This window comes from Streptomyces sp. NPDC020917 (assembly GCF_044333795.1).
Classification (GTDB): domain Bacteria; phylum Actinomycetota; class Actinomycetes; order Streptomycetales; family Streptomycetaceae; genus Actinacidiphila.
Map to the genome: position 1 here is coordinate 219,286 of NZ_JBIRRR010000011.1, position 25,381 is coordinate 244,666.

Genomic DNA, 25,381 nt, shown 5'->3' on the forward strand with positions numbered 1-25,381 from the left:
CGGTCAGCTGCCCAGCACGGCGCGCAGGCCCGGCTGGAGCAGGTCGGCGTGCGCGCGCACCATGTCGTCGCACAGCTCCCAGATCCGCGGCACGGGCAGCGCCGCCGCGGTGGCCGGGTCGGCCATCAGGGCGTGCCTGATGTGCCGCGGCTCGTCCTCCAGGGCGGCCCGCACGACCAGGTCGTTCATGCTGAGGTAGGTGCGGTTGAGGGCGGCGCACTGCGGCGGCAGCTCGCCGACCGCGGTCGGCTGCACGCCCGACGCGTCGACCAGGCAGGGTACTTCGACGGTGCCGCCGGCCTGCAGGTTCGCGATCAGGCCGCGGTTGGGCACGTTGCCGTACACGGTGCGGGGCGTTCCGGTGACGATGCTGTGCACGATCTGCGGGGCGTACTCCATGGTGCCGGCCACCGGAAGCGGGCTGCCGGACCGCAGCGCGTCCCGGGTCTTCTCGTACTCGGCCACGTTGTCGTCGACGATGCCGAGGTAGGCGCCGACGGGCAGCCGCAGCCGCTCGACCTCCTCGGCGTGGCCGAGGTACCAGGGCACGTACTCCGAGCTGTGCTCGCTGGTCTCGGTCGGGTAGTGGCCGAGCCTGCGGTACATGTCGATCCGTACCCGGCGGCGCAGTTGGGGGTCGCGTTCGATCGCCGCGTCGAGCACCGGGTAGAGGCTGCGGCCCTCGTGCTCGAAACGCAGCACCCACGCCTGGTGGTTGACGCCGGCCGCGAGGTAGCGGACCTCCTCGTAGGGGACGCCGACCAGTTCGCTGAGGTCCCGCATGGTCCAGTAGACGGAGTGGCACAGGCCCACCACCCGGGTCAGCCCGGTGGCCCGGGCGAGGTACTGGACGTTCATCGCCATCGGGTTGGTGTAGTTGAGCAGCCAGGCGTCCGGGCACAGTTCGGCCATGTCCGCGCCGAGGGCCCGCAGCAGCGGGAAGGTGCGCAGCGCGCGGAACACGCCGCCGGCGCCGAGGGTGTCGCCGATGGTCTGGCGGACTCCGTAGCGGGCCGGGATGTCGAAGTCGGTGCGGGTGGACTCGCGCATGCCGACCTGGACGATGTTGATGACGAAGTCCGCGCCGTCCAGGGCGGCCCTGCGGTCGGCGTGCGCGGTGATCTGCGGCGCGGCGCCGAGGTGGGCGGCGATGTGCCGGGCCGCGCCCTCGGCGGTGGCGAGGCGCTCGGCGTCGATGTCGTGCAGGGCGATGTGCACCCCGCGCAGCTCCTCGAAGGCGAACAGGTCGGCGAGCAGCCCCTGGGTGAACACGACGCTGCCGGCGCCGATGAACGCGATCTTCGTGGTGGTCATCACTGGCTCTTTCCGTGGTGGTGCGGGTCGTTCGGGTGGTGCGGGTCGGTCCCGCCGTGCGGGTCGGTCGCGCCGCGCGGGACCGCGGGGTCCGACGGGGCGGCGAGGGCGGCCCGGGCCTCGGCCCAGGTGGGTTGCGCCGCCGTGCCGCCGGACGCCCGGGTGGACAGCGCCCCGCAGGCCGCGGCGAGCGCGACGGCCTCGGGCAGCGGAAGCCCGGCCAGCATCGCGGCGACCATCCCGGCGTCGAAGCTGTCGCCGGCGCCGACGGTGTCGTGCGGCCGCACGGGGACGGACGGGACGCGCAGCGCCCCGCGCCCGTCGTGGACGAGCGCACCGTCCGCGCCGTCCTTGACCACCACCAGCGGCCCCTGCTTCGCCAGGTGCGCGGCGGCCTCGGCGAGGTCGTCCACGCCGGACAGGGCCCTGGCCTCCTGCGCGTTGGGCAGCAGCACGTCGGTGACCGGCAGCAGCGCCGCGAGGCCCGCCGGGTCCCACTCCCCCGCCGGGTCGTCGTTGGTGTCCAGGGAGGTGGTCGCGCCGTGCGCGCGGGCCCGCGCGAACAGGGCGGGCAGCGCGGCGGCCAGCTCCGGCATCAGGAAGTACGACGCGGCGTGCACGTGCCGGCAGCGGGCGAGCAGTTCCGCGGGGACGTCCGCCCCGCTGGTCGCCGGCAGCGTGCCCGGCGCGGTGAGGATCGCCCGGTCGTGCTCGCGGTTGAGCACGGCGGTGAGCGGCGAGGGCAGCGCGGGGTCGGCGCGCAGCGCGCGGGTGTCGACGCCGCGCGCCTGCAGCGCGCCGCGGACGTAGGCGCCGGTGTCGTCGTCGCCGATCCGGCCGGCGAAGGCCACCGACAGCCCGAGGCGGGCGGCGCCGCAGGCCATGATGGCCGCAGACCCGCCAAGGGTGATCAGGCCGGTGGGGACGAGCTGTTCGCGCTGCCCGAAGGCGAGCGGACCGGCCAGCGGGCCGAGGACGACGTCGGGGTTGGCGTCCCCGACGACGAGCAGGTCGAAGGTGTGCGGCATCGGCTGGACCTATCCCTTCAGGCCGCTGGAGGTGATGGACTGGATGAAGGACTTCTGCGCGGCCAGGAAGGCCACCAGCACCGGCAGGACCGTGATGACGTTCCCCGCCATCACCGCCGACCACTTGGTGTGGTGCAGTCCCTGGAACGTCGTCAGACCCAGCTGCAGCGTGTAGTGGGTGTCGTGGTTGATGGCGATCAGCGGCCAGGTGAGGTCGTTCCAGGTGGTGAGGAAGGTCAGCACGGCGACCGTGCTGAGCGCCGGCCGGGACAGCGGCAGGACCACCGACCACAGCACCCGCAGCCGGTTGCAGCCGTCGATCCAGGCCGCCTCCTCCAGCTCCCGGGGCAGCGACAGGAAGAACTGCCGCAGCAGGAACACCGCGAACGGCGTGACCAGCGACGGCACGATCAGCGCGCCCAGGCTGTCGATCAGGCCGAGCTTCTTCATCACCAGGAACGTCGGGATCATGGTGAGCTGGAACGGGATCGCCATCGTGGCCAGCATCGTCACCAGCAGCAGCCGCGATCCGGCGAACCGCATCCGGGCGAAGGCGTACCCGCCCAGCGCGCCGAAGACCAGGTTGGAGGCGACGGTGGCGGCCGACACGATCAGCGAGTTGGCGAACCAGCGCGGGAACATCGCGTTGCCCAGCACGTACCGGTAGCCGCTGAAGTCCAGGTGCGAGGGCCACAGGGCCGGCGGGAAGCGGTTGATCTGCGCGTCGCTCATCACCGAGCTGAGCAGCAGCCACAGCAGCGGCAGGGCGAAGAGCAGCGCGAGCGGGGCCAGCGCGAGGTGCCAGGGGCTGAACGGCAGCCGCCGGCGGGGACGGCCGGACCCGGCGGGCGCGGCGGCCTCCGGAACGGGCCGCGGGGGCGCGGACGCTGCGGTCATCGTGCTGCTCCTTCCTGGCCGCCGGGGGCGCGGCGGCGCAGCGCGCGGGAGCCGGCCGCGATCACGAAGAGCGCGACGGCCAGCACGTACGCGGCGGCGGCCCCGTATCCGGCGGTGAAGTTCTGGAACGCCTGCTGCCAGACGAAGTAGACGACCACCGTGGTGGAACCGAGCGGGCCGCCCTTGGTGGTGACGTAGACGAGGTCGAAGACCTGCAGGGACTCGATCAACTGCCACACCACGAGGAAGAGGTTGACCGGTGCCAGGGTGGGCATCACCACGTGGCGCAGCAGGTGCCGGCGGCCGGCGCCGTCGAGCCTGGCCGCCTCGATCAGCGAGGCGGGCACGTCCTGCAGGGCGGCGAGGTAGACCACCAGGCAGAAGCCGGTACCGCTCCACAGCGAGATCGCCACCAGCACGAACAGCGCCTGGCCCGGGTCGGTGAGGAACCCCTGCGGCGAGATGCCGAAGTGGTGCAGCAGCGAGTTGGCGGCGCCGAACTGCGGGTCGAGGATGAACGAGAACAGCACGCCCTGCGCGGTGGCCGAGATGACGAACGGGACGAAGAACAGCGTCCGGTACAGCCCGACGAAGCGGATCCTGCGGTTGAGCGCCAGCGCCAGCGCCAGGCCCAGGACCATGCTGAGCGGCACGTACATCGCGGTGTACTTCAGGGTGTTGCCGACCGCCTGGCTGAAGTGCGGGTCCTGGCGCAGCGCGCGGTAGTTGTCCAGGCCGACCCAGCGGCTGGGGGTGACCAGGTCGTCGGCCTGGAAGGACAGCAGCAGCGACCAGACGACCGGCAGGATCGCCAGGCCCAGGATGACCGCGACCGAGGGGGCGACGAACGCCCAGGCGGTGGCGGACTCCGCGCGCCGGCGGCGGCGCAGGGCGCGGCGCCGCCGGTCGGCGGTCGCGGCGTCGGACGGGGAGGCCGCGGTGGCGGCGGCGTGCTCCGGTGGCAGGGTAAGCGGGGCGGGTAGGCGCGGCATGGGTCCTCCTCAGCGCGGGATGAGCAGTGCGGCGTCGGCCTGGCGGGCGCAGTCGTGCAGGGCCTGCGCGGGTGTGCTGCGGCCGAGCAGCACCGCGGTGACGGCCTGGCCGAGCGCTTCGGAGATCTGCGGGTAGGCCGCGTGGTTGGGGCGGACCCTGGCGGTCTCCAGGGCCTTGGTGAAGACGCCGAGGCCGGCCGTCTCACGGGTCTTGCGGGTCCACTGCGGCAGGGCCTGGGTGGCCCGGCTCAGCGGGAGGCTGCCGGCCTGGACGTCCCACTGCACGTCCTGGGCCGGCTGCATCAGCCAGGTCAGGAAGGTGCGGGTGGCGGCGACGCGGGCCTCGCCGTTGTCGAACGCGGTCCAGGTGTCCGGGCCGGAGATGGTGATCGGGCGGCGGCTGTAGCTGGGCAGCGGCACCACCTGGTAGTCGGTCTTCGCCTGGACGATGTCGGGCAGTTGCCACGGGCCGGTGGCGACCATGCCCATCCGGCCGGAGAGGAACACCTGGTACATCTGCTCGCTGCCGGGCTTGGGATCGATGTAGACGCTGCGGTCGCGGGCCAGGGCGGCGACGGTCTCCAGCGCCTTGACGCCGGTGTCCCGGAAGCCGATGTGCTTGCCGTCGCCGGCGACGACCTCACCGCCGAGGTCCCACACCATCGGCCAGATCCGCCAGACGGTGTCCTCGTCGCCCGCGCCGGGCCAGCCGGTGCCGTAGACCCCGGCGCGGGAGTCGGTGAGGGCGCGGGCGGTGTCGACGAACTCCTGCCAGGTCCAGCCCGGTTCGGGCAGGGCGAGGCCCTTGGCGGCGAAGAGCTTCTTGTTGCACACCACGGCGAGGGAGTCCAGCAGGGCGGGCGCGGCGCGGACCCGGCCGTTGACGGTGACCGCGGCGCGGGCCGGCGCCCAGAACCTGTTCCAGGGCGTGGGTCCCGAGCGGACGGTGGCGGTGAGGTCGACGACCTTGGGGCTGCGGGCGATGCTCGCCAGGTCGGAGCCGAAGATGTAGGCGATGTCGGGGTAGGTGCCGGAGGCCAGCGCCGCGGTGACCTTCTGCAGCATCGCGTCGGACAGCACGCCGCCGCCGATGTCGACCCGGATGCCGGGGTGGGTGCGGTGGAACTCCGCGACGAGGGCGGCGATCGCCGCCTTGCCGGTGTCGGTCTGGCCGTGCCACATCTCGATGGTGACCGGGCCGCCGGCCGCGGCCCCGCTGCCGCCGCCGCACGAGGCGAGCAGCGATCCGGCGGCGGTGGCGGCCGACCCCGCGGCGCCCGCCCGCAGCAGGGTGCGGCGGGAGGGCCCGGTGGCCGGGCGGGGTGATCGGAGGTCGGCGGAGGGAAGGGGCATGGGTCACCACCGGTGCGAAGGGGTGTGCGGGGAACGGTTCGGCGAGCCCGCGGCCGAGGAGCGGGCGGGGTGCGCGGGCCGCGGCCGTAGTCACGGCCACGGTCACGGTCACGACCACGACCAGGTCCATGACCACGGCCTTGGCCGCTACTGGGGATTGCGGGTCAGCGCGGCGGGCGGTGCGGTAAATCAGCGCGGGGCCGGGCCGCGGGCAGGCCGGTTCGCCGTCCCGCGGCCCGACCGGTCAGCACGTCTTCCGCACGTACCCGGAGCTGCCGGCGGGGGACACGTCGCGGTCGCGGCGGACGATGCTCAGCTGGCCGCCCCAGCCCGAGCACGCCTTGGTGAGCCCCTTGGCCGTGTACTCGATGACGATCACGTGATTGCCGAACGCGGCGGTGTAGTCGCCGCATTCGCCGTAGGTGCCGCACTCCTCGGCGATCGCGAAGTCCAGGCCGGCGGCGGTGCGGTCACCGGCCAGCTCCACGGTGTTCTTCTGGGCGATGGCCAGGCCCTTGGAGTGCGCGTGCGCGGACAGCAGCCCGATGTACGCCTCGGCCTCGGCGGGGGTGAGCAGCTTCTTCGACCTGCTGTAGCTGTCGTAGTTGTCCGGCTCGACGGCCTGGTAGCCCTTGGCCGCGCACTGGTCGATCCAGGCGCCGACCTTGCCGGCGATCCGGGTCCGCTTGGCGGCGGTGCTCACGTCGAGCAGCGCCTCGCCCCAGTCCTGGTCGACGACGACCTTCCCGCTCGCGTCCCGCAGCAGCAGGTCGGCGTCCCAGTCGCCCTCGGCGCCCGGCTGGACCTGGAAGGCGTTGACGTAGCAGATGTTGTACAGGCCGGCGGCGGGCGGATCGTCGTGGTCCCGGCTGACCACCTGCACGCCGGCCGGCGGGGTGTAGGCGCCGCCGATCTGGTAGTCGAACCCGGCGTGGGCCGGCGGCAGTGCCACGGTCGCCGCGGGTGCGGCGGCCGCCCGGTGGGAGGCGGGTACGGCGGCCGGGGCGTGGGCGGGCGGTGCGGTGGGGGCGGCGCCTGCGCGGTCGACGAGGACCAGCGGTACGGCGACGGCGGCGGCCGCGAGGGCGGCCAGAGCGGTGACGCGAGCGGAACGGACGCGATGGCGCATCTTCGAGCTCCTGTGGGGAGAGGGTACGTCCCCGCCTCGGACGCGCACGCGGTCCTGGCGACTTTGTCCGGGCTTGCGGCGCGACGGCCGGCCACCGGCTAGGCGTACCTCTGACGCCGGTGCTCATATCCGGCGATGGCAGGGAGTTAAGCGTCAAGAATCCGTCATGTCAACCGCGCGAACATGAGCGATCGATGCGCGAGACTGCCGCTCTATGGTCAGCTACGCGCATGATCACTCATGTTCTGCGCACGATCGCGCGGGGTGACGCGGTGCGGTGCCGTGCACCCGGGTCAGCGCTCGCCGAGCGCCGACTCCTCGCGGTCCAGGTCGGTCTGCACGCGCCGCCGGGTGGTGTCGCTGATCTCGTGGTCGTCGTACAGGCGCCGCAGTTCGCTGTTCTGCACCGCGATGATCTCGTGGCGCAGGTCCCGGTAGGCGGCGTCGGCCGAGTCGGCCGGCGTGCCGCCGCCCTCGTCGTCGAGGCGGGCGCTCAGGTTGCGCTGCATGCGCGTGAGAGTGGCCTCCGGCACGGTCTCCAGGTCGGTGAGCTGGTCCAGGTGGTCCAGCGCGGCGCGGGTCAGCGCGTCGCGGGCGTGCAGCTCCTCCTTGGCGGTGTGCTCCGGTTCCAGGGCGAGGCCGGAGCGGTTCACCACCGGGGCCAGCGTCAGCCCCTGGACGACCAGGGTGAGCACCACCACGGCGGTGGTCAGCACCAGCACGAGTTCGCGTCCGGGCAGCGCATGCCCGTCGTCGGCGATCAGCGGGATCGACAGCGCGGCCGCCAGCGGCATCACCCCGCGGGTGCCGGCCCAGGTGACCACGGCCGCCGTCCGCCAGGACGGCCCGTCGCGGCGCGGTCTGGCCACCGCGGCCAGCGGCAGCATCCACAGGATGCGGACGCCGATCAGCACCACGGCGATGACGGCGGCCTGCAACGGCCACCAGCCGGTGTCCGCCGGCAGGTCCCGGACCAGCGCGGGCAGTTCGAGGCCGACGATGCTGAACACGACGCTCTCCAGCAGGAACACCACGACCGCGTACACCGCCTGCACCTGGAGCCGGATCCGCGCGTCGCTGAGCCGGTGGCCGGAGCGGCCGAGCAGCACGCCCGCGACGACCACCGCCGTGACGCCCGAGGTGTGCACCGACTCGGCCAGGACATAGGCGGCGTAGGGCGTGACGAGCGCGATCACGGTGTCCAGCACGGGGTCGGTGGTGCGCCTGCGGATCAGCGCGACCAGGCCGGCCGCGACCGCGCCGACCGCGGTGCCGCCGCCGGCGAGCAGCGCGAACTGGCCGACGGCCATGGGCCAGTGGACGGTGCTGGACGCAACGGCGATACCGACGGCCACCTTGAACAGCACCAGCGACGTCGCGTCGTTGAACAGGCTCTCGGCCTGCACCAGCACCTGGACCCGGCCGGGCAGCGACAGCCGCCGCCCCAGCGCGGTGACCGCGACCGGGTCGGTACTGGCCAGCACCGCGCCGAGCACGAAGGCCATCGACGCGGGCAGCGGGGTGACCGCCATCACGATCGCGCCGACCGCGGCGGCCGAGGCGAGCACCAGGCCGAAGGCCAGCACGGTCACCGGGCGCCACACCTGCCGCAGGTCGCGCAGCGACAACTCCTCGGCGGAGGCGTACAGCAGCGGCGGGAGCACGACCAGGGCGATGGTGTGCGGCGGGATGTGCAGGGCGGGCGTGCCGGGTATCAGTGCCACCCCGAGGCCGGCCAGCACCAGCAGCGACGGCGCGGGGATCCGCCATCGCCGGGCGAAGGTGGCCACCGCGGTGGCCAGAATCACCAGGAAGAGGATCGTCCCGACGGCGCGCATGAAACCGGTCTCCTGCCCGTGCGGCGGGGACTCTGCCACCACGTATGACAGACCACACCCCGCGCCGACCAGACTTCCCGGCTCACCACCAGAAGTTTATCGGTCTTTTGACGCCCCTTGCGCACAGGTGTGCGCGGTCCCGCCTCCGGAGACGGGGCCGGGGCCCTCAAGTGCCGCGGAGATGGGCGCCGTCAGGGCTGGAAGCGGTAGCCGAGGCCGGGCTCGGTGAGCAGGTGGCGCGGGGCCGCCGGGTCGGGTTCGAGCTTGCGGCGCAGGCCGGCCATGAACACGCGGAGGTAGTTGGTGTTCCGTACGTGGTCGCTGCCCCACACCTCGGACAGCAGCTCACGGCCGGTGACCAGGCGGTCCGGGTTGCGCAGCAGCAGCGAGAGCAGGCGCCATTCCGTGGGGGTCAGGTGCACCGGGTCGCCGGAACTCCCGTCCGTGCGGCTGATCGCGTACGCGCCGAGGTCGATCGTGTAGGGCCCGAGGACCACCTGCTCCGGCGGGTGCAGCGCGGCGGGCCGGCGCAGCACCGCGCGCAGCCGGGCGGCGAGTTCGTCGATGGCGAAGGGTTTGGTGACGAAGTCGTCGGCGCCCGCGTCGAGTGCCTCGACGCGGGTGGAGATGCCGGCGCGGCCGGACACCACCAGGACGGGCACGTCGCCCCAGGCGCGCAGCGAGCGCAGCACGTCGAGGCCGTCAAGGTCGGGCAGGCCCAGGTCGAGCAGCACCGCTTCGGGGGCGCTGCGGGCCGCCAGCTCCAGCGCGGTCCCGGCGTCCGACGCGGCCACCACCGAGAAGTCGAAGGCGCGCAGCCCGATGCCCAGCGCCTTGAGCATGGGCGGATCGTCCTCGACGACGAGTACCCGCTTCACTGCCCTGCTCCTTCGTCGGCACGCTGTCCGTGCACGGCACCTCCTCGTGCGGCAGGCCCGGCCGGGCCGGCGCCGCCAAGAACCACTGCACCCACCCAACGTGCGCAAGCCCGTACCGGCCACCGCGTTAACGCGTTCCTGGCATGGCCCGACAACACATTGACGGGTCCTTGACGCGCCCTGCGGGCACCGGTCGACGCGCCCACCCGCCTTCCACCTGACGACGTACGCCGTGAGGCCGATTGCGCCGTCAAGGCAGCGTCAATAGCCCGTCCGGTGGCGTCAGGGGTCCGCTAACGCGGCAAGGCGAAGGCTCTGGGCAGGGGTTTGCTAGCGGAGCACCGACAACCGGTGCGTTTGTCTCCCGCTACCGCACAACGACCTCCGGGGTGCCCCGAACATGTCAGATCTAGCCTTCATCGCCATCACCGTGGCGGTCTTCGCCGTCCTCGCCCTCATCGTCAAGGGGGTCGAGAAGCTGTGAGCGCGGAGAACATCGTCGGCCTCGTCGTGGCCTGCGGCCTGCTCGGCTACCTCGTGCTGGCCCTGATCTTCCCGGAGAAGTTCTAGTGAACGACACCCTCGCCGGCTGGCTCCAGGCCCTCGCGCTGATCGGCGCGCTGGCCCTGTCGTACCGGCCCCTGGGCGACTACATCGCCCACGTCCTCACCACGCCCAAGCACCTGCGCGCCGAGCGCTTCCTCTACCGGCTCGGCGGCGTCAACGCCGACGTGGACCAGCGCTGGCCGGTCTACCTGCGCAGCGTGCTGGCGTTCTCCGCGGTCTCCGTGGTCTTCCTGTACGCCTTCCAGCGGCTGCAGAGCCATCTGCTGCTGGCGATCGGGATGAAGGCGGTCCCTCCGGGAACGGCCTTCAACACCGCCGCGTCCTTCGTGACCAACACCAACTGGCAGTCGTACTCGGGTGAGACGACCATGGGCCACCTGGTGCAGATGGCGGGCCTGGCGGTGCAGAACTTCGTGTCCGCGGCCGTGGGCATCGCGGTGGTCGCCGCCCTGATCCGCGGCTTCACCCGCAAACGCACCGACCGGATCGGCAACTTCTGGGTCGACCTGACCCGCGTCACCGTCCGCGTGCTGCTGCCCATCGCCTTCGTCTTCGCGATCGTCCTCGTCGCGGCCGGCGCGGTGCAGAACCTGCACGGGGTGCACGAGATCTCCACCATCGTCGGCGACAAGCAGTCGCTCACCGGCGGCCCGGTGGCCTCGCAGGAGGTCATCAAGGAACTCGGCACCAACGGCGGCGGCTTCTACAACGCCAACTCCGCCCACCCGTTCGAGAACCCCAACGCGTTCACCAACTGGCTGGAGATCTACCTGCTGCTGGTCATCGCCACCTCGCTGCCGCGCACCTTCGGCACCATGGTCGGCGACAAGCGCCAGGGCTACGCCATCATCTCGGTGATGGCCCTGATCTGGGTGGCCTCGGTGACCCTGATCACCGTCAACGAGCTGCACAGCGTCAGCAGCACCGCGGGCCACGCGGCCGGCGGGATGTTGGAGGGCAAGGAACAGCGGTTCGGGATCTGGGCGTCCGCGCTGTTCGCGACGTCCACCACGCTCACCTCCACCGGCGCGGTCGACTCCTTCCACGACTCGTACACGCCGGGCGGCGGCGGGTTGACGATCTTCAACATGATGCTCGGCGAGATCGCCCCCGGCGGTACCGGGTCCGGCCTCTACGGCATCCTCGTCCTCGCGGTCATCACGGTCTTCGTGGCCGGTCTGATGGTCGGCCGCACCCCGGAGTACCTGGGCAAGAAGCTCGGCGGCCGGGAGATGAAGTTCGCCTCCCTGTACATCCTCACCACCCCCGCGGTCGTCCTGATCGGCGCCGGCACGGCCATGTCCCTCAGGGGCGAGCGCGCGAACATGCTCAACTCCGGCCCGCACGGCTTCTCCGAGGTGCTGTACGCGTTCACCTCCGCGGCCAACAACAACGGTTCGGCGTTCGCCGGCCTGACCGTGACGTCGAACTGGTGGAACACCGCGCTGGGCCTGGCCATGCTCTTCGGCCGCTTCCTGCCCATGATCTTCGTCCTGGCGCTGGCCGGATCGCTCGCCCGACAGCAGCCGGTCCCGGTCACCACCGGCACCCTGCCCACCCACCGGCCGCAGTTCGTCGGCCTGCTCAGCGGCGTGATCCTGATCGTCGTGGGCCTCACCTACTTCCCCGCCCTCGCGCTGGGTCCGCTCGCGGAAGGTCTGCACTGATGTCGTCCCCGACCACCCTCGAACCCCCGGTGCCCGCCGGGGGAAAGCACGGCCCGTCCGGGCACCGCGTCACCGGCGGCCTGCTGGATCCCAAGCAGCTGCTCGTCGCACTGCCGGACGCGGCGCGCAAGCTCGACCCGCGCGTCATGGTCCGCAACCCGGTCATGTTCGTGGTCGAGGTCGGCGCGGTGCTCACCACGCTGTCCGCGATCAAGGACCCCAGCGTCTTCGCCTGGGTGATCACCGTCTGGCTGTGGCTGACCGTGGTCTTCGCCAACCTGGCGGAGGCCGTCGCGGAGGGCCGCGGCAAGGCGCAGGCGGAGACGCTGCGCAAGACCAAGACCGACACCGTCGCGCGCCGGCTGGCCGAGTGGAAGCCCGGCGCCGCCGCCCCGCGCGAGGAGGAGGTGCCGGCGGCCTCGCTGTCGCTGGGCGACCACGTGGTGGTGGAGGCCGGGCAGATCATCCCCGGTGACGGCGACGTCGTCGAAGGCGTCGCGTCCGTGGACGAGTCGGCGATCACCGGCGAGTCCGCGCCCGTCATCCGCGAGTCCGGCGGCGACCGGTCCGCGGTCACCGGCGGGACCAAGGTCCTGTCGGACCGGATCGTCGTCAGGATCACGTCCAAGCCGGGCGAGACCTTCATCGACCGGATGATCGCCCTCGTGGAGGGCGCGGCCCGGCAGAAGACGCCGAACGAGATCGCGCTGAACATCCTGCTCGCCTCGCTCACCATCGTCTTCCTGCTGGCCGTGGTCACCCTGCAGCCGTTCGCGGTCTTCGCGGGCGCCGAGCAGACGATCGTGGTCCTGGTGGCCCTGGTGGTCGCCCTGATCCCGACGACCATCGGCGCGCTGCTGTCGGCCATCGGCATCGCCGGCATGGACCGGCTGGTGCAGCGCAACGTGCTGGCCATGTCGGGCCGCGCGGTCGAGGCGGCGGGCGACGTGAACACCCTGCTGCTGGACAAGACCGGCACCATCACGCTCGGCAACCGGGAGGCCGCCGAGTTCCTGCCGGTCGGGGACGTCGGCGTGGCGGAACTCGCGGACGCCGCGCAGCTGTCGTCGCTGTCCGACGAGACGCCCGAGGGCCGGTCCATCGTCGTACTGGCCAAGGAGCGGTACGGCCTGCGGGGCCGCGCCGAGGGCGAGCTGCCGCACGCGGAGTTCGTACCGTTCACCGCGCAGACCCGGATGTCCGGGGTGGACATCGTCGAGGACGGCGGCCGGCGGTCGCTGCGCAAGGGCGCCGCGACCGCGGTCATGCACTGGATCCGCGACAGCGGCGGACACCCGACCGAGGAAGTCGGCCCGATGGTCGACTCCATCGCGGCCAGCGGCGGCACGCCCCTGGTCGTCGGTGAGGTGGTCACCCGCGGCGGCGAGAGCACCGCCACGGTCCTGGGCGTCATCAACCTCAAGGACGTGGTCAAGGCCGGGATGCGCGAGCGGTTCGACGAGCTGCGCCGGATGGGCATCAAGACCGTGATGATCACCGGCGACAACCCGCTGACCGCCAAGGCGATCGCGGACGAGGCCGGCGTGGACGACTTCCTCGCCGAGGCCACGCCCGAGGACAAGATGGCGCTGATCAAGAAGGAGCAGGAGGGCGGCAAGCTCGTCGCGATGACCGGCGACGGCACCAACGACGCCCCCGCGCTCGCGCAGGCGGACGTCGGCGTGGCCATGAACACCGGCACCTCGGCCGCCAAGGAGGCCGGGAACATGGTGGACCTGGACTCCAACCCGACCAAGCTCATCGAGATCGTGGAGATCGGCAAGCAGTTGCTGATCACCCGCGGCGCGCTGACCACCTTCTCGATCGCCAACGACGTGGCGAAGTACTTCGCGATCATCCCCGCGATGTTCACCACGGTCTACCCGGGCCTGGACAAGCTCAACGTCATGGGCCTGCACAGCCCGACGTCGGCGATCGCCTCGGCGATCATCTTCAACGCCCTGATCATCGTGGCCCTGATCCCGCTCGCCCTGCGCGGTGTGCGCTACCGGCCCTCGACGGCCTCCCAGCTGCTGAGCCGGAACATCTGGGTCTTCGGCCTGGGCGGCCTGGTGCTGCCGTTCGCCGGCATCAAGCTCATCGACCTGATCATCCAGTTCATCCCCGGTCTGCGCTGACCGGGGAAGAAGGCAGCCATCATGCCCAGTTCCCTTCCCGCCGCGGTGCGCAACCACCTGGCCGCCCTGCGGATGCTGCTGGTGCTCACCGTGATCACCGGCATCGCCTATCCGCTGGTCGTCACCGGGATCGCGCAGGCCGCGTTCAGCCACCAGGCCAACGGCTCGCTCGTGCACCAGAACGGCCACGTCGTCGGCTCCAGCCTCATCGGCCAGAACTTCGACCTGATGAAGAACGGCAAGGACACCGGAAAGCCCGACCCGAAGTGGTTCCAGCCGCGGCCGTCCGCGGGCGGCTACGACCCGCTGGCCTCCGGTGCCTCCAACCTCGGCCCGAACAACGCCGACCTGGTCAAGACGATCAAGGAACGCAGGGCCGCGGTCGCCGCGTTCGACGGCGTCAACCCCCGGGACGTACCCGTGGACGCCGTCACCGCCTCCGGCTCCGGCCTCGACCCGGACATCTCGAAGGCCTACGCCGACGAGCAGGTCGACCGGGTCGCCAGGGCCCGCGGGCTCGACCCGGCCACCGTGAGCAGGCTGGTGGCCGACAACACCCACAGCCGGGCCGTCGGATTCCTCGGTCAGGACTACGTCAACGTCGTCAACCTCAACCTGGACCTGGCCAGGACCAGGTAGCACCGACCGTCGACCGCAGCACATGAGCACGACCGCCCCCGGTCACCGCGGAGCGTCCGGGCCACCACGGCCCCGGCGCCCGCGGTGGCCGGGCGGCGGCGCGTCAGGTCAACTCACGCAAGGAGGGAGCCCGGTGGCATCCACCGCCGTCTCCGACCCGGACCAGCCGTCGTACGCACGGCCCGGCAGGCTGAAGGTGTTCCTCGGTGCGGCGCCCGGCGTCGGCAAGACGTACCGGATGCTCGACGAGGGCAGGCGCCGCGCCGCCCGCGGCACCGACGTGGTCGTGGCGTTCGTCGAGTGCCACCGGCGGCCGCACACCGAGGAGATGCTCGACGGCCTGGAGATACTCCCCCGCACGGTGCGCGAGTACCGGGGCACGGCACTCACCGAGATGGACCTCGACGCCGTCCTGGCGCGGGCCCCGCAGGTGGCCCTGGTCGACGAGCTGCCGCACACCAACGTGCCGGGCGGGCGGCACGCCAAACGCTGGGAGGACATCGACGCGTTGCTGGCCGCGGGGATCGACGTCATCACCACGGTCAACATCCAGCACCTGGAGTCGCTCAACGACGTCGTCCACAAGATCACCGGGGTGCCGCAGCGCGAGACGGTGCCCGACGAGGTGGTCCGCAGGGCCCACCAGATCGAGCTGGTCGACATGCCGGCCGACGCGCTGCGCCGCCGGATGGCGCACGGCAACGTCTACGCACCGGAGAAGGTCGACGCGGCGCTGTCCCACTACTTCCGGGTCGGCAACCTCACCGCGCTGCGCGAGCTGGCGCTGCTGTGGGTGGCCGGCCGGGTCGACGAGGCGCTGCAGAAGTACCGGTCGGAGCACGGCATAGGAGGGGTGTGGGAGACCCGGGAGCGGGTGGTGGTGGCGCTCACCGGGGGGCCGGAGGGCGCCACGCTGATCCGCCGCGCCGCGCGGATCGCCGACCGGTCCGCCGGCGGCGACCTGCTCGCGGTGCACATCGCCCGCAGCGACGGGCTGGCCGAGGCGTCGCCCGCGGCGCTGGCCAAGCAGCGGGCGCTGGTGGAGTCGCTGGGCGGCACCTTCCACTCCGTCGTCGGCGACCACGTGCCCTCCGCGCTGCTGGACTTCGCGCGCGCCGAGAGCGCCACCCAGCTGGTCATGGGCACCAGCCGGCGCGGCCGGCTCTCGCACTTCGTCACCGGGCGGGGCGTCGGCGAGACCACCGTGGAGATGTCCGGCGACATCGACGTCCACATGGTCACCCACGAGCGCGCCGGCCGCGGCCGGCTGCTGCCCACCACGACCAGCAGCCTGTCGCGGGTGCGGAGGGTGGCCGGCCCGGTCACCGGCCTGGTGCTGCCGATCGTGCTCACGGTGCTCCTCAGCCACACCCGCGGCACCCTGAACCTGACCACCGACGCCCTGCTGTTCCTGCTCGCCGTGATGGGCGTGGCGTGCATCGGCGGCGTGGTCTCCGCGCTGCTGGCGTCGATCACCGCGTCCCTGCTGCTGAACTGGTTCTTCATCCCGCCGATCCACCGGTTCACGATCGGCGAGACCAACAACGCCCTGGCCCTCGTGGTCTTCGCGGTGGCCGCGGTGACCGTGGCGACGATCGTCGACCACTCGCTGCGGCTCTCGCGGCGGGCGGCCAACGCGACCGCGGAGGCCGAGACGCTGTCGTCCATGGCCGGCAGCATCCTGCGCGGCGAGCAGGGCGTCGACATGCTGCTGCAGCGCACCCGCGAGGCGTTCGGCATGGAGTCGGCGGAGCTGGCGCACCGCACGGACGTCGACGCGGAACTGGCCGCGGCCGGCGGCGGGCAGAAGGCCGACCTGGTCACCGCGCCGGTCGGCCCCGACGACGTCCTGGTGCTGCGCGGACGCCGGCTGGCCGCCTCCGAGCGCCGGGTGTTCGTCGCCTTCGCCGGCCATGTGGCCGCCGCGCTGGAGCGGGCCCGGCTCGCCGAGGCCGCGGCCGAGGTGGAGCCGGTCAAGGCGGCCGACCGGATGCGCACCGCGCTGCTGGCCGCGGTCAGCCACGACCTGCGCACCCCGATCGCCAGCGGCTGGGCGGCGATCAGCAGCCTGCGCAGCCGCGAGGTGCGCTTCTCCGACGAGGACCGCGACGAACTGCTCGCCACCGCCGAGGAGTCGCTGGTCCGGCTGAACCGGCTGGTGGACAACCTGCTCGACATGAGCAGGCTGCAGGCCGGCGCGCTCACCCTCAACCTGCAGCCGACCGCGCTGGCCGAAGTGCTGCCCATGGCCCTCGACACGCTGCCGGCGACGAGGACGCCGGTGGTCACCCGGAGCATCGCGGAGACCGCGGACATCCTGGCCGACCCGCCGCTGCTGGAGCGGGTGATCGCCAACCTGGTGGCGAACGCGGTCCGGCACACCCCGCCGGGCGGCAAGGTCCTGGTCAGCGGGAGCGCGCTCGGCGAGCGCGTCGAGCTGCGTGTCATCGACCAGGGGCCGGGGCTGCGACCGGAGGACCACGACCGGATCTTCGAGCCGTTCCAGCGCATGGGCGACACCGACAACACCACCGGGCTCGGGCTGGGCCTGGCCCTGTCCCGCGGGCTCACCGAGGCCATGGGCGGCACCCTGACCCCCGAGGAGACACCCGGCGGCGGCCTGACGATGGTGGTCTCCCTCCCCGCGGCCGGCGGGTCGCCGGTGCCGCACGAGCCGGTCGGGGAAGGGCCCGGCCGGCTGGACGCCCAGGACGTCTGAGCGGCGGTTCGGGGCCGCGGCGGCGGGGTGCCGGGGCCGGCCCGGAGTGGGACGGGGCCCGCCCCGGCCGGGCGGCTGCCCGCGGCCGGCGGCGGCGCTCTCGGGACGGTCAGTCGAGTCCGGAGGCCCGCAGGATCGCGCGGGCCTCGCCGTCCACACGCCGGCCGAGCCCGGTCAGCACCCGGGCGCCGGTACGCAGGGTGCCGCGCTCCTGCGAGCGGTGCACCCCGCTCTCCAGCAGGTGCCACAGCAGGGGGTCGGCGACGACGGCCTCGGCGTCGACCTCGGCCCGGCCGCCGTGGATGTCGCGCAGCACCAGGCTGCTCGCGAGGTCGCCGACCAGCCAGATGCCGGCCAGCGCGTCGGTCCGCACCCGGCGGGTGCGCAGCGGCCCGCGCACGACCAGCCAGCCCTCCCCCGCGGCCACCTGGGCCGGCCACAGCACGGCGAGGACGACCAGCGCGATGCCGCAGGTGAACGCGGTCTGCGCCAGGCCGGGTTCACCGCTGTCCCACGCGGCGGGCTGGGCCAGGACGAAGGCCGCGCAGGCGCATCCGATCGCCCAGCGGCGGTCACCGCGCAGGCCGCGGGCGCGGGCGGTGCCGCGCACCGTCCCGGGTCCGAAGGACCGGCCGCCCGCGACGAGGGGTGGCTGGCCGTGTCGCCTTCCCATGTCTCCGACGCTAGGAGCGCCACCCGCGCGCGGACCCGGCTCTTACGGTGCGCTGATGCCGGGTCCCCCCTCTCTGACGCCTTCTTGACGTGCACCGGCCGAGCACCGGCCAAGTGCACCGGCCGAGCGCAGGACGAGCGCCGCTCAGAGCGCCCTGAGCCGGAACCGCAGCCGGCAGATCACCGCGTCGGTGTCGCGCCGCACCGCGTGGGCGACGACCGCGCCGCGCTGGTTCTGCAGCAGCCGCTGCCAGGCGTGGCACGGCTCGATCTCCGCTATCAGCACGGTGATCCGGGTACCGGGGTGCGCGGCGGCCAGCGACCGCACGTAGCCGGCCAGCGGGCGGCCGAGATCGCGGTGGTCCGACGGCAGTTCGACGAGGTCGACGCCCGGGGACCACAGCGCCCAGTCGCGGTGCAGCGCCTCGGTGCGCTCCCGGTCCTCCGGGTGCGTCACGGTGACCGCGTGCACCTCGTCGCCGAGGGACACCGCCGCGGTCAGCGCCTCGCTGGTCAGCCGGGACAGGGACGCGACGGGCACCACGACCAGCGAGCGGTCCCGGTGCGGCGCCGCCGGTACCCTGCCGAGGTCCAGGGCGGCGCCCATCCGGCCGTAGCTGCGGTGCACCGCCTCGAAGCAGGCGACCAGCGCCGGCACCGACAGCACGATCAGCCAGGCGCCCGCGGTGAACTTGGTGGCGGTCACCACGACCGCGGCGACACCGGTGAGCAGCGCGCCGAACCCGTTCAGCAGCGCCTTGCGCCGCCAGTGCGCGACCCGGGCCTGCCGCCAGTGCCGCACCATGCCGACCTGGCAGAGGGTGAAGCCGATGAACACGCCGATCGCGAAGAGCGGGACCAGGGTGTTGGTGTCGCCGCCGGAGGCGGCGAGCAGCAGGGCGGAGACGGCGGCCAGCGCCAGCACGCCGTAGCGGTGCACCTGGCGGTCGGCCTTCAGCGCGAACAGGTGCGGCAGGTAGTTGTCGCGGGCGAGCAGGCCCATCAGGACCGGCAGGCCGCCGAAGGAGGTGTTCGCGGCCAGCCCCAGCAGCACCATCGTGGCGAACTGGACGACGTAGAAAGCCCAGTTGTGGCCGAGGGAGGCGTCCGCGAGCTGGGCGAGCACGGTGGTTCCTGCCACGGGCTGCAGGTGGAAGCGGCCGATCAGCACGGCCAGGCCGATGAGCATCACGCCGAGCAGCCCGCCCAGCGCCAGCTCGGTGTGCTGGGCGCGGCGCACGGCGGGCGCGCGGAACGACGGCACCGCGTTGGCCACCGCCTCCACGCCGGTCAGCGCGGAGCAGCCGGAGGCGAACGCCTTGAGCAGGAGCAGCGCGCCGACGGTGCTGGCGTTGGACGCCAGGGCGGTGGCGTGGCCGTGTGCGGCGGCGGTGCTGACCGGGGCGTCGCGGAACAGCCCCACCGCGACGATCGCCAGGATCGACACCACGAACACCGCGGTCGGCACCACGAACGCCTTCGCGGAGTCGACGATGCCGCGCAGGTTCACGCCGGTGACCAGTGCGAGCACCCCCAGGCACAGCCACACCCGGTCGCCGTACAGGGCGGGGAACGCCGAGGTGAGCGCCGCGACGCCGGCCGTCACCGAGACGGCCACGTTCAGCACGTAGTCCAGGATCAGCGAGGCCGCCGTCACCAGGCTGGTGCGGCGGCCCAGATGCCGTTTGGCGACGGCGTACGAGCCGCCGCCGTCGGGGAACGCCTCGATCACCTGCCGGTACGAGGCGACCAGGAAGGCCAGCAGCGCGGCGATGCTCAGTGTCACCGGCAGGGTGAAGCCCAGGCCGTGCGCGCCGGCCGCCGCCAGCACCAGGACGATCGCCTCCGGCCCGTAGGCCACCGACGCGAGCGCGTCCAGCGACAGCGCGGCGACGCCCTGCAGGGCGGACAGCCGGTGGCGGTCCCCGGCGGGACCCTCCGGGCCGGTATGCGGGGGTTCCGCCGGCTCCCGGCCGGTGTCCTGCGTGGTCGTCGAAGCGGGCATCGGTGTCTCCTGAGGTGGGTCGGGCACCTCAGCGTGCGCTCCCGCCGACGTCCCGTCAGCGGGCCCATACGCGGTCCTTGCGCGGCGTGGCGCCGCCTTCACGCCTCCTTGACGCCGCCTTGCGCGCCGCCCTGCCCGCTGGCGTGCGTCCCGGTGCCGGCGGCCGCGCCTTCGGTGCCGGCCCCTGTGCCGGACCCGTTGCCCCGCTCGGCGCCGTCCCCGGCCAGGGCGTCGCGCAGTTCCCGCAGGTGCGGGGGCTGGGCTCCGGGGCGGGTGGTGGCCAGCGCGCCGGCCGCCACGGCCTGCCGCAGCGCCTGCGCCACCTCCTGGGGCGCGGCCGGGATCCGTACCGTCCGGACGCCGCCGGGGCCCGGGGCGAACACCGCGGCCAGCAGCGCGGACTGGAAGGCGTCGCCCGCGCCGATGGTGTCGGCGACCGCCGTGGGCGGGGCCGGCACCGGCACCTGCGCACCGGCCGTGAAGCCGGTGGCGCCCCGCTCGCCGCGGGTGAGCACCGCCAGCCGGGGCCCGAGCGCGAGCAGCGACCGGGCGGACCGGGCGGGGTCCTGCCCCGGGTACAGCCACGCCAGGTCCTCCTCGCTGGCCTTGACCACGTCGGCGGCCCCGGCGAACCGCTCGGCGGCCGCGCGGTAGGCGTCGCGGTCGGGCTGCACGGCGGGCCGGACGTTGAGGTCGACGGCGACCGCGGTCCCCGGCCGCCCGTGCAGCCGGCGGCAGGCGTCGAGCACCCGCCCGGCACCCGGCTCGACCACCGCGGCCAGCGACCCGGTGTGCAGCAGCGCGGTGTCCTCGGGAACCTCCAGGAGCCGGGGGTCCCAGGAGGCGAGGAAGTCGTAGCGCGCCGAGCCCGTCGCGTCGTCCACGTAGGCCAGCGCGACCATGGTGCGCCCGGAGCCGGCAGGCGCCCGCAGCACGTCGAGCCCGGTGCCCGCGAGGTACTCCGCCACCAGGGCGCCGGGCGCGTCGTCGCCCCAGGCGGTGATCAGCGAGACGGGCACGCCGAGCCGCCGGAGGCCGATGGCCACGTTGGCCGGGCTGCCGCCGGGATGCGGGGTCACGGTGCCGGCGCCGGTCCGCCACACCAGGTCGACCAGGCTCTCGCCGACGACGGTGATCCGCCCGGTGGTGGTCATGGCGCCTGCCTTTCGCTTCCGTGGGGGGTGCTCGCGCCGGCCGGGCGGCGGGGCCGCCGGACGGCCCGCGCGGGCCCAGGTCACGGTACCCGGCGGCCCGGCGCCGGCCGCGCGCCGGCCGGGACGGGAGGGCGTCACCGGCCCGGGGCCCGCGCCGCAGGTGCCCCTTGCGCCGTCACGCGCACAGCTCGTCGCCGAGCGCGCTGCGGGCGTAGAGGACGACGCGGCCGTGCCGGGCCCGGTTCACCAGGCGGGCGTCGGACAGCACCCGCAGGTGCTGGCTGACCGCGCCGGGCGTGACGTCGAGCCGGCGGGCCAGCTCCGTCGTGGACGCGGGCTCGTCGAGCAGCAGGAGCAGCCGCGCCCGGGGCCCGCCCAGCAGCCGCGCCAGCGCCGGCGCGGCGGGCGGCGGCCGCAGGTTCTCCGCCATCGTGGCGCGGCCGCGCGCCGGATAGGTGATGACCGGCGTGGCGCCGGGGTCGATGAACGTGCTCGCGCCGCGGGCGAAGCAGGTGGGCACCAGCACCAGGCCCCGCCCGTCCACGTCGACGTGGTCGCGGGCCAGGGCCAGCGGCTGGTCCCACTGGATGGTCAGCGTCCCGTCGGCCCAGCGCAGGCGGTGCGCGAGATCGGCGAACAGCGCGTCCGCGCCGCCCTCGGCGAGCATCCGCGCCCGGTACACCAGGTCCGCCTGCAGCACCGACCGGGCCCGCGGCCACCAGGCGGGCGCCAGGCACCGCTCCCAGTACTCGGCCAGCGCCTCCGCGATCCGGTCGAGCAGCGCCTCCGGGTCGTCACGGCCCTCCCTGAGCAGGGCGGGCAGGACGCGGTCGTGCGGCAGGAACGCCCGTTCCAGATCGGGCAGGACGAGGTCGGGCGGGGTGGCTCGCAGCGCCGCCAGTTCGTCCTCGACGTCCGGCCAGGTGGTGGTGGGCCGGGGTGTGAGGAAGTCGGGGGTGAACCGGTTGGACGCGACCAGGGACCGCAGCAGCTCGCGGCCCCGCAGCGCCTCGAAGTCCGGGCGCATCCGCCGGAACCAGGGCGTCTGCTCGACGTAGGAGCCGGGGTGGTCCCACATGCGCAGGCTCAACGTGGCCTCCTGCAGCGCCGAGCAAGCGAAGGAGGTCGAGGCGAGGTCGGCAAGTGCCAGGTGGAAGCGGATCATTGAGCGCCAGGCTAAATCAGTTCCCGGGGGCGCGGGAAGCCGCTGTCATCGGACCATGGCCTCACCGTCCTCCGCGTCACCCGCCTCGTCGTCCCAGGCTGCAGCGTCCGCAGCGGCTGCCGCGCCCCCCGGCACCCCGCCGGCCGCCGGCGGCTCCGGCCGGTTCCGGCGGCTCCTCCACGCGGACCCGGTGGTCCGGCGGCTGTCGTGGGTGGTGCTCGTCAACACCCTGGGCGACGGGCTGTTCATGACGGTCAGCGCGCTGTACTTCACCCGCGTCGCGGGACTGGGCGTGGGGCAGGTCGGCGTGGGCCTGACCGCCGCCGGACTCTGCGGGGTCGTGGCGAGCATCCCGGCGGGCCGGGCCGCCGACCGCTGGGGCAGCCGGCGGGTGCTGATCGTGCTGAACGTCGCCGAGGCCGCGGGCATGGCCTGCTACGTCCTGGTGCACAGCTTCGCGGTGTTCCTGCTCGTGGTGTGCGCCGAGACCGCGGTGGACCGGGGCGCCGCCGCGGCGCGCAACGCCCTGTACGCCGACGCCCTGCCCAAGGAGACGCGGGTGCGGGGCCGGGCCTATCTGCGCGCCGTGACCAACATCGGAATCGGCGCGGGCGCGGCCTGCGCGGCGTTCGCGCTGCAGGCCGACACCCGGGGCGCGTACGTCGCGGTGATCGTCGCCGACGCGGCCACCTTCGCCGCGGTGGCTGCGATGCTGCCGCGGATCCCGGTGGCGGCCCGCGGTACGGGTGCGGAACCGCGCGAAGCGGCGGTGTCCGGTGACGAGGCGGGGACGGAGGGGGCGGCAACTCGGGGCGCCGGCACCGGAGTCGGGGAACCGGCAGAGGCGCCGGGCGGCGCACGGGCCGGCCGCCGCAACCCGCTCACGGACCTGCCCTATCTCGCGGTCACCGGGCTCAACGCCCTGCTGTCCCTGCAGTTCGCGGTCCTGACCGTCGGCATCCCGCTCTGGGTGGTGCGCGACACCCATGCTCCGCGGGCCGTCGTCTCCGCCTCGATGCTCCTCAACACCGTGCTGGTGGTGGCCTTCCAGGTGCGCGCGACCCGCGCGACCCGGGACCAGCGGTCCGCCGCGCGGGCGCTGCGCCTGTCCGGGCTGCTGCTGGCGGTCTCCTGCCTGGTCATCGCGGCCGGCCACGGACTGCCCGCGGGCGCCGCGGCGGTGGTGCTGCTGGCGGCGGTCGCGCTGGAGACGGCCGGGGAGGTGCTGTCGCAGGCCGGCGGCTGGCTGCTCAGCTACGACCTGGCCGATCCGCGCGCGACCGGCGCATACCAGGGCGTGTTCAACGCCGGTGCGTCCGCGGGCCTGATGGCGGGTCCCGCGGTGGTCACCGCGACGGCCATCGGGCACGGCCCGATCGGGTGGGCGGTGCCCGCCGTGCTGTTCGCGCTCGGCGGCGCGGCGATGGTGCCCGCGGTCCGGTGGGCCGAGCGCAGGCACTGAGCCCGCGCGGCGAGCGCTGCCCCGGGCGGGGAGGACGGTGGGCCGGCCGGTCACGGCACCGCCCTGGCCGGGCGGAACGCGACCCGCACGGGACCCGGGGTCACCCCCGTCCCGGGCCCCGTGCGACACCGCGCGCCCGTGGGTGCCGCGGAACCGCCGGGGACGGCACGTACGATGCGGGGCATGACGGACGCACCACCCCACCCCGAGCCGTTCACCCCGCATACGCCGCCCGAGGCCGTCGACGACCTGCGCGCACGGCTGCGGGCCACCCGCTGGCCGGACGTGCCGGAGGACGCGGGATGGGAGATGGGCACCGACGTCGACTACCTGCGCGAGCTCGTCGCGTACTGGGCGGACGGGTTCGACTGGACGGCGCAGGAGGCCGCGCTCGCCGGGCTCCCGCACTTCCGCGTCCCGCTCGGCGGGCTCGGGATCCACTACGTGCACGTGCGGGCCGCGGCGCCGGCCGGGACCGCGCTGCCGCTGGTGCTCAGCCACGGCTGGCCGGACAACTTCTGGCGCTACGTCAAGGTCGTCCCGCTGCTCACCGACCCCGGCGCGCACGGGGGCGACCCCGCGGACGCCTTCGACGTGGTGGTGCCCGACATGCCGGGCTACGGCTACTCCGACCGTCCGGCGGGGGCGCCGCTGAACTCCATCGCGGTGGCGGGGCTGTGGGCGCAGCTGATGGACGTCCTGGGGTACCGGAGGTTCGGCGCGGCGGGCGGCGACATCGGCAGCCATGTGAGCCGCTACCTCGCGCTGGACCATCCCGACCGGGTGGTGGCCGTCCACCGCACCGACGCGGGCGTGCCGTTCTTCGACGGCGACCGGTCCGAGCTGGCGCCCGAGGAGCGGGCGTGGTTCGACGGCGCCGCGGCGTGGGGCGCGACCGAGGGCGGCTACGCGGCGATGCACCGCACCAAGCCGCAGACCGCCGCGGTGGGGCTCACCGACTCACCGGCCGGGCTGGCCGCATGGATCGTCGAGAAGCTGCGCGCGTGGAGCGACTGCGGCGGGGACGTCGAGCGGAGCTACACCAAGGACGAGATCCTCACGCTGGTCTCGCTCTACTGGTTCACCGGGACCATCGGCTCGTCGATGCGCATGTACCGGGCCAACGGGGCCATCCCGCCGGCCCAGTTGACCCGCCGCGTGGAGGTGCCGTCGGGGTTCGCGATCTTCCCGGCCGACCTGGTCCGCCCGCCGCGGGCGTGGATGGAGCGGACGGCGAACGCCGTACGGGTGACCGAGCCCGAACGCGGCGGCCACTTCGCCGCGTTCGAGGAGCCCGAGCTGTACGCGGAGGAACTCCGCGCGTTCTTCCGGCCGTTCAGGGCGGCCGCGGGCTGACGGCGCCAGGGCGGCGGGAGTTGGCCGAGGGCGGCCTACCGCCGCCGGCCCGGCGCCGGGCCGGCCACGCGCACCGCGAACTCCCGGCTACTCCCCCGGCTCCGCTCCCTCCGCCGGTCCGCGGCCGGCCGCCTCGCGGCGCTGCCGCAGGTGCAGGCGCGCCAGGACCTGGTCGCGGGTGGGGGTGCCGGGGCCGTCACCGGAGCGGTGCCGGCCCTGGTGCCTGGAGCCGTGGCCGGCCCCTTGCGCCGGGCCGTGATCAGGTCCGAGGTCCGGGCCGTCGCCGCTGTCGTGGTCCGAGCCGTGCGCGGACACGTGGTGGGCCTGGACGGCGGCCACCAGCGCGTCCTCGTCCTCGCCGGTGATGTCCTGCCGGCAGCTCCGGCAGGTCAGGCTGAGCGTCATGGC

The 25,381-nt window shown here is 73.8% G+C and carries 20 protein-coding genes; 7 read left to right on the top strand and 13 right to left on the bottom strand.

Features of this window, described 5'->3' with window-relative positions:
- Positions 1 to 3: 3 nt before the first annotated feature.
- The 8 genes from ACH4TG_RS23910 to ACH4TG_RS23945 form a co-directional block, all read right to left on the bottom strand.
- A complete protein-coding gene (locus tag ACH4TG_RS23910) occupies positions 4 to 1,314 on the bottom strand; it encodes an alpha-glucosidase/alpha-galactosidase (protein WP_398244493.1) in 1,311 nt (436 codons plus the stop codon).
- Positions 1,314 to 2,342 (bottom strand): carbohydrate kinase family protein, encoded by a 1,029-nt coding sequence (locus tag ACH4TG_RS23915; RefSeq protein WP_398244494.1) that lies wholly within the window; start codon positions 2,340 to 2,342, stop codon positions 1,314 to 1,316. The genes ACH4TG_RS23910 and ACH4TG_RS23915 overlap by 1 nt, the downstream gene beginning before the upstream one ends.
- Before the next feature lie 9 nt (positions 2,343 to 2,351).
- Entirely contained in the window at positions 2,352 to 3,239 is an 888-nt protein-coding gene (locus ACH4TG_RS23920) for a carbohydrate ABC transporter permease (RefSeq protein WP_398244496.1), read from the bottom strand.
- Complete coding sequence (locus tag ACH4TG_RS23925; RefSeq protein WP_398244497.1) at positions 3,236 to 4,231, bottom strand: carbohydrate ABC transporter permease; 996 nt, start codon at positions 4,229 to 4,231, stop codon at positions 3,236 to 3,238. Before ACH4TG_RS23925 ends, ACH4TG_RS23920 begins: the two co-directional genes overlap by 4 nt.
- Positions 4,232 to 4,240: 9 nt before the next feature.
- A complete protein-coding gene (locus ACH4TG_RS23930) occupies positions 4,241 to 5,584 on the bottom strand; it encodes an ABC transporter substrate-binding protein (RefSeq protein WP_398244498.1) in 1,344 nt (447 codons plus the stop codon).
- Between the two features lie 244 nt (positions 5,585 to 5,828).
- Positions 5,829 to 6,713, bottom strand: a complete 885-nt coding sequence (locus ACH4TG_RS23935; RefSeq protein WP_398244499.1) for an endo alpha-1,4 polygalactosaminidase — start codon at positions 6,711 to 6,713, stop codon at positions 5,829 to 5,831.
- A 293-nt stretch (positions 6,714 to 7,006) separates the two neighbouring features.
- Positions 7,007 to 8,551, bottom strand: a complete 1,545-nt coding sequence (locus ACH4TG_RS23940; RefSeq protein ID WP_398244500.1) for a Na+/H+ antiporter — start codon at positions 8,549 to 8,551, stop codon at positions 7,007 to 7,009.
- 191 nt (positions 8,552 to 8,742) lie between these two features.
- On the bottom strand, positions 8,743 to 9,429 hold the full coding sequence (locus ACH4TG_RS23945) for a response regulator (protein ID WP_398244501.1): 687 nt from the start codon (positions 9,427 to 9,429) through the stop codon (positions 8,743 to 8,745).
- A gap of 480 nt (positions 9,430 to 9,909) precedes the next feature.
- On the opposite strand from ACH4TG_RS23945, the gene kdpF reads away from it, so the two are divergent.
- The 5 genes from kdpF to ACH4TG_RS23970 all read left to right on the top strand — a co-directional run bounded on the left by kdpF (position 9,910) and on the right by ACH4TG_RS23970 (position 17,159).
- Complete coding sequence (gene kdpF, locus ACH4TG_RS23950) at positions 9,910 to 9,999, top strand: K(+)-transporting ATPase subunit F (protein ID WP_069465793.1); 90 nt, start codon at positions 9,910 to 9,912, stop codon at positions 9,997 to 9,999.
- Entirely contained in the window at positions 9,999 to 11,663 is a 1,665-nt protein-coding gene (gene kdpA / locus ACH4TG_RS23955) for a potassium-transporting ATPase subunit KdpA (protein WP_398244502.1), read from the top strand. Before kdpF ends, kdpA begins: the two co-directional genes overlap by 1 nt.
- Complete coding sequence (gene kdpB / locus ACH4TG_RS23960) at positions 11,663 to 13,801, top strand: potassium-transporting ATPase subunit KdpB (protein WP_398244503.1); 2,139 nt, start codon at positions 11,663 to 11,665, stop codon at positions 13,799 to 13,801. Before kdpA ends, kdpB begins: the two co-directional genes overlap by 1 nt.
- A gap of 21 nt (positions 13,802 to 13,822) precedes the next feature.
- On the top strand, positions 13,823 to 14,440 hold the full coding sequence (gene kdpC / locus ACH4TG_RS23965) for a potassium-transporting ATPase subunit KdpC (RefSeq protein ID WP_398244504.1): 618 nt from the start codon (positions 13,823 to 13,825) through the stop codon (positions 14,438 to 14,440).
- 238 nt (positions 14,441 to 14,678) lie between these two features.
- Positions 14,679 to 17,159, top strand: coding sequence for an ATP-binding protein (locus tag ACH4TG_RS23970; RefSeq protein WP_398244533.1), 2,481 nt, complete (start codon positions 14,679 to 14,681; stop codon positions 17,157 to 17,159).
- A 109-nt stretch (positions 17,160 to 17,268) separates the two neighbouring features.
- Here the strand turns inward: ACH4TG_RS23970 and ACH4TG_RS23975 are convergent, their stop codons facing one another.
- From ACH4TG_RS23975 to ACH4TG_RS23990, 4 genes are all read right to left on the bottom strand, one after another.
- On the bottom strand, positions 17,269 to 17,832 hold the full coding sequence (locus ACH4TG_RS23975) for a hypothetical protein (RefSeq protein ID WP_398244505.1): 564 nt from the start codon (positions 17,830 to 17,832) through the stop codon (positions 17,269 to 17,271).
- A 144-nt stretch (positions 17,833 to 17,976) separates the two neighbouring features.
- The gene (locus tag ACH4TG_RS23980) at positions 17,977 to 19,836 is read right to left on the bottom strand and encodes an APC family permease (RefSeq protein ID WP_398244506.1); all 1,860 of its coding nucleotides are present in this window, start codon (positions 19,834 to 19,836) and stop codon (positions 17,977 to 17,979) included.
- Positions 19,837 to 19,934: 98 nt separating this feature from the next.
- The gene (locus ACH4TG_RS23985; RefSeq protein ID WP_398244507.1) at positions 19,935 to 20,990 is read right to left on the bottom strand and encodes a carbohydrate kinase; all 1,056 of its coding nucleotides are present in this window, start codon (positions 20,988 to 20,990) and stop codon (positions 19,935 to 19,937) included.
- A gap of 175 nt (positions 20,991 to 21,165) precedes the next feature.
- Positions 21,166 to 22,155 carry an ArsR/SmtB family transcription factor gene (locus ACH4TG_RS23990; RefSeq protein ID WP_398244508.1) on the bottom strand — a complete coding sequence of 330 codons (990 nt, stop codon included), beginning with the start codon at positions 22,153 to 22,155 and terminating at the stop codon, positions 21,166 to 21,168.
- A 55-nt stretch (positions 22,156 to 22,210) separates the two neighbouring features.
- Between ACH4TG_RS23990 and ACH4TG_RS23995 the strand changes: the two genes are divergently transcribed.
- On the top strand, positions 22,211 to 23,617 hold the full coding sequence (locus tag ACH4TG_RS23995; RefSeq protein WP_398244509.1) for an MFS transporter: 1,407 nt from the start codon (positions 22,211 to 22,213) through the stop codon (positions 23,615 to 23,617).
- 183 nt (positions 23,618 to 23,800) lie between these two features.
- Positions 23,801 to 24,973 carry an epoxide hydrolase family protein gene (locus ACH4TG_RS24000; RefSeq protein WP_398244510.1) on the top strand — a complete coding sequence of 391 codons (1,173 nt, stop codon included), beginning with the start codon at positions 23,801 to 23,803 and terminating at the stop codon, positions 24,971 to 24,973.
- An 87-nt stretch (positions 24,974 to 25,060) separates the two neighbouring features.
- Here the strand turns inward: ACH4TG_RS24000 and ACH4TG_RS24005 are convergent, their stop codons facing one another.
- Positions 25,061 to 25,378, bottom strand: coding sequence for a hypothetical protein (locus tag ACH4TG_RS24005; protein ID WP_398244511.1), 318 nt, complete (start codon positions 25,376 to 25,378; stop codon positions 25,061 to 25,063).
- Positions 25,379 to 25,381 lie beyond the last annotated feature (3 nt).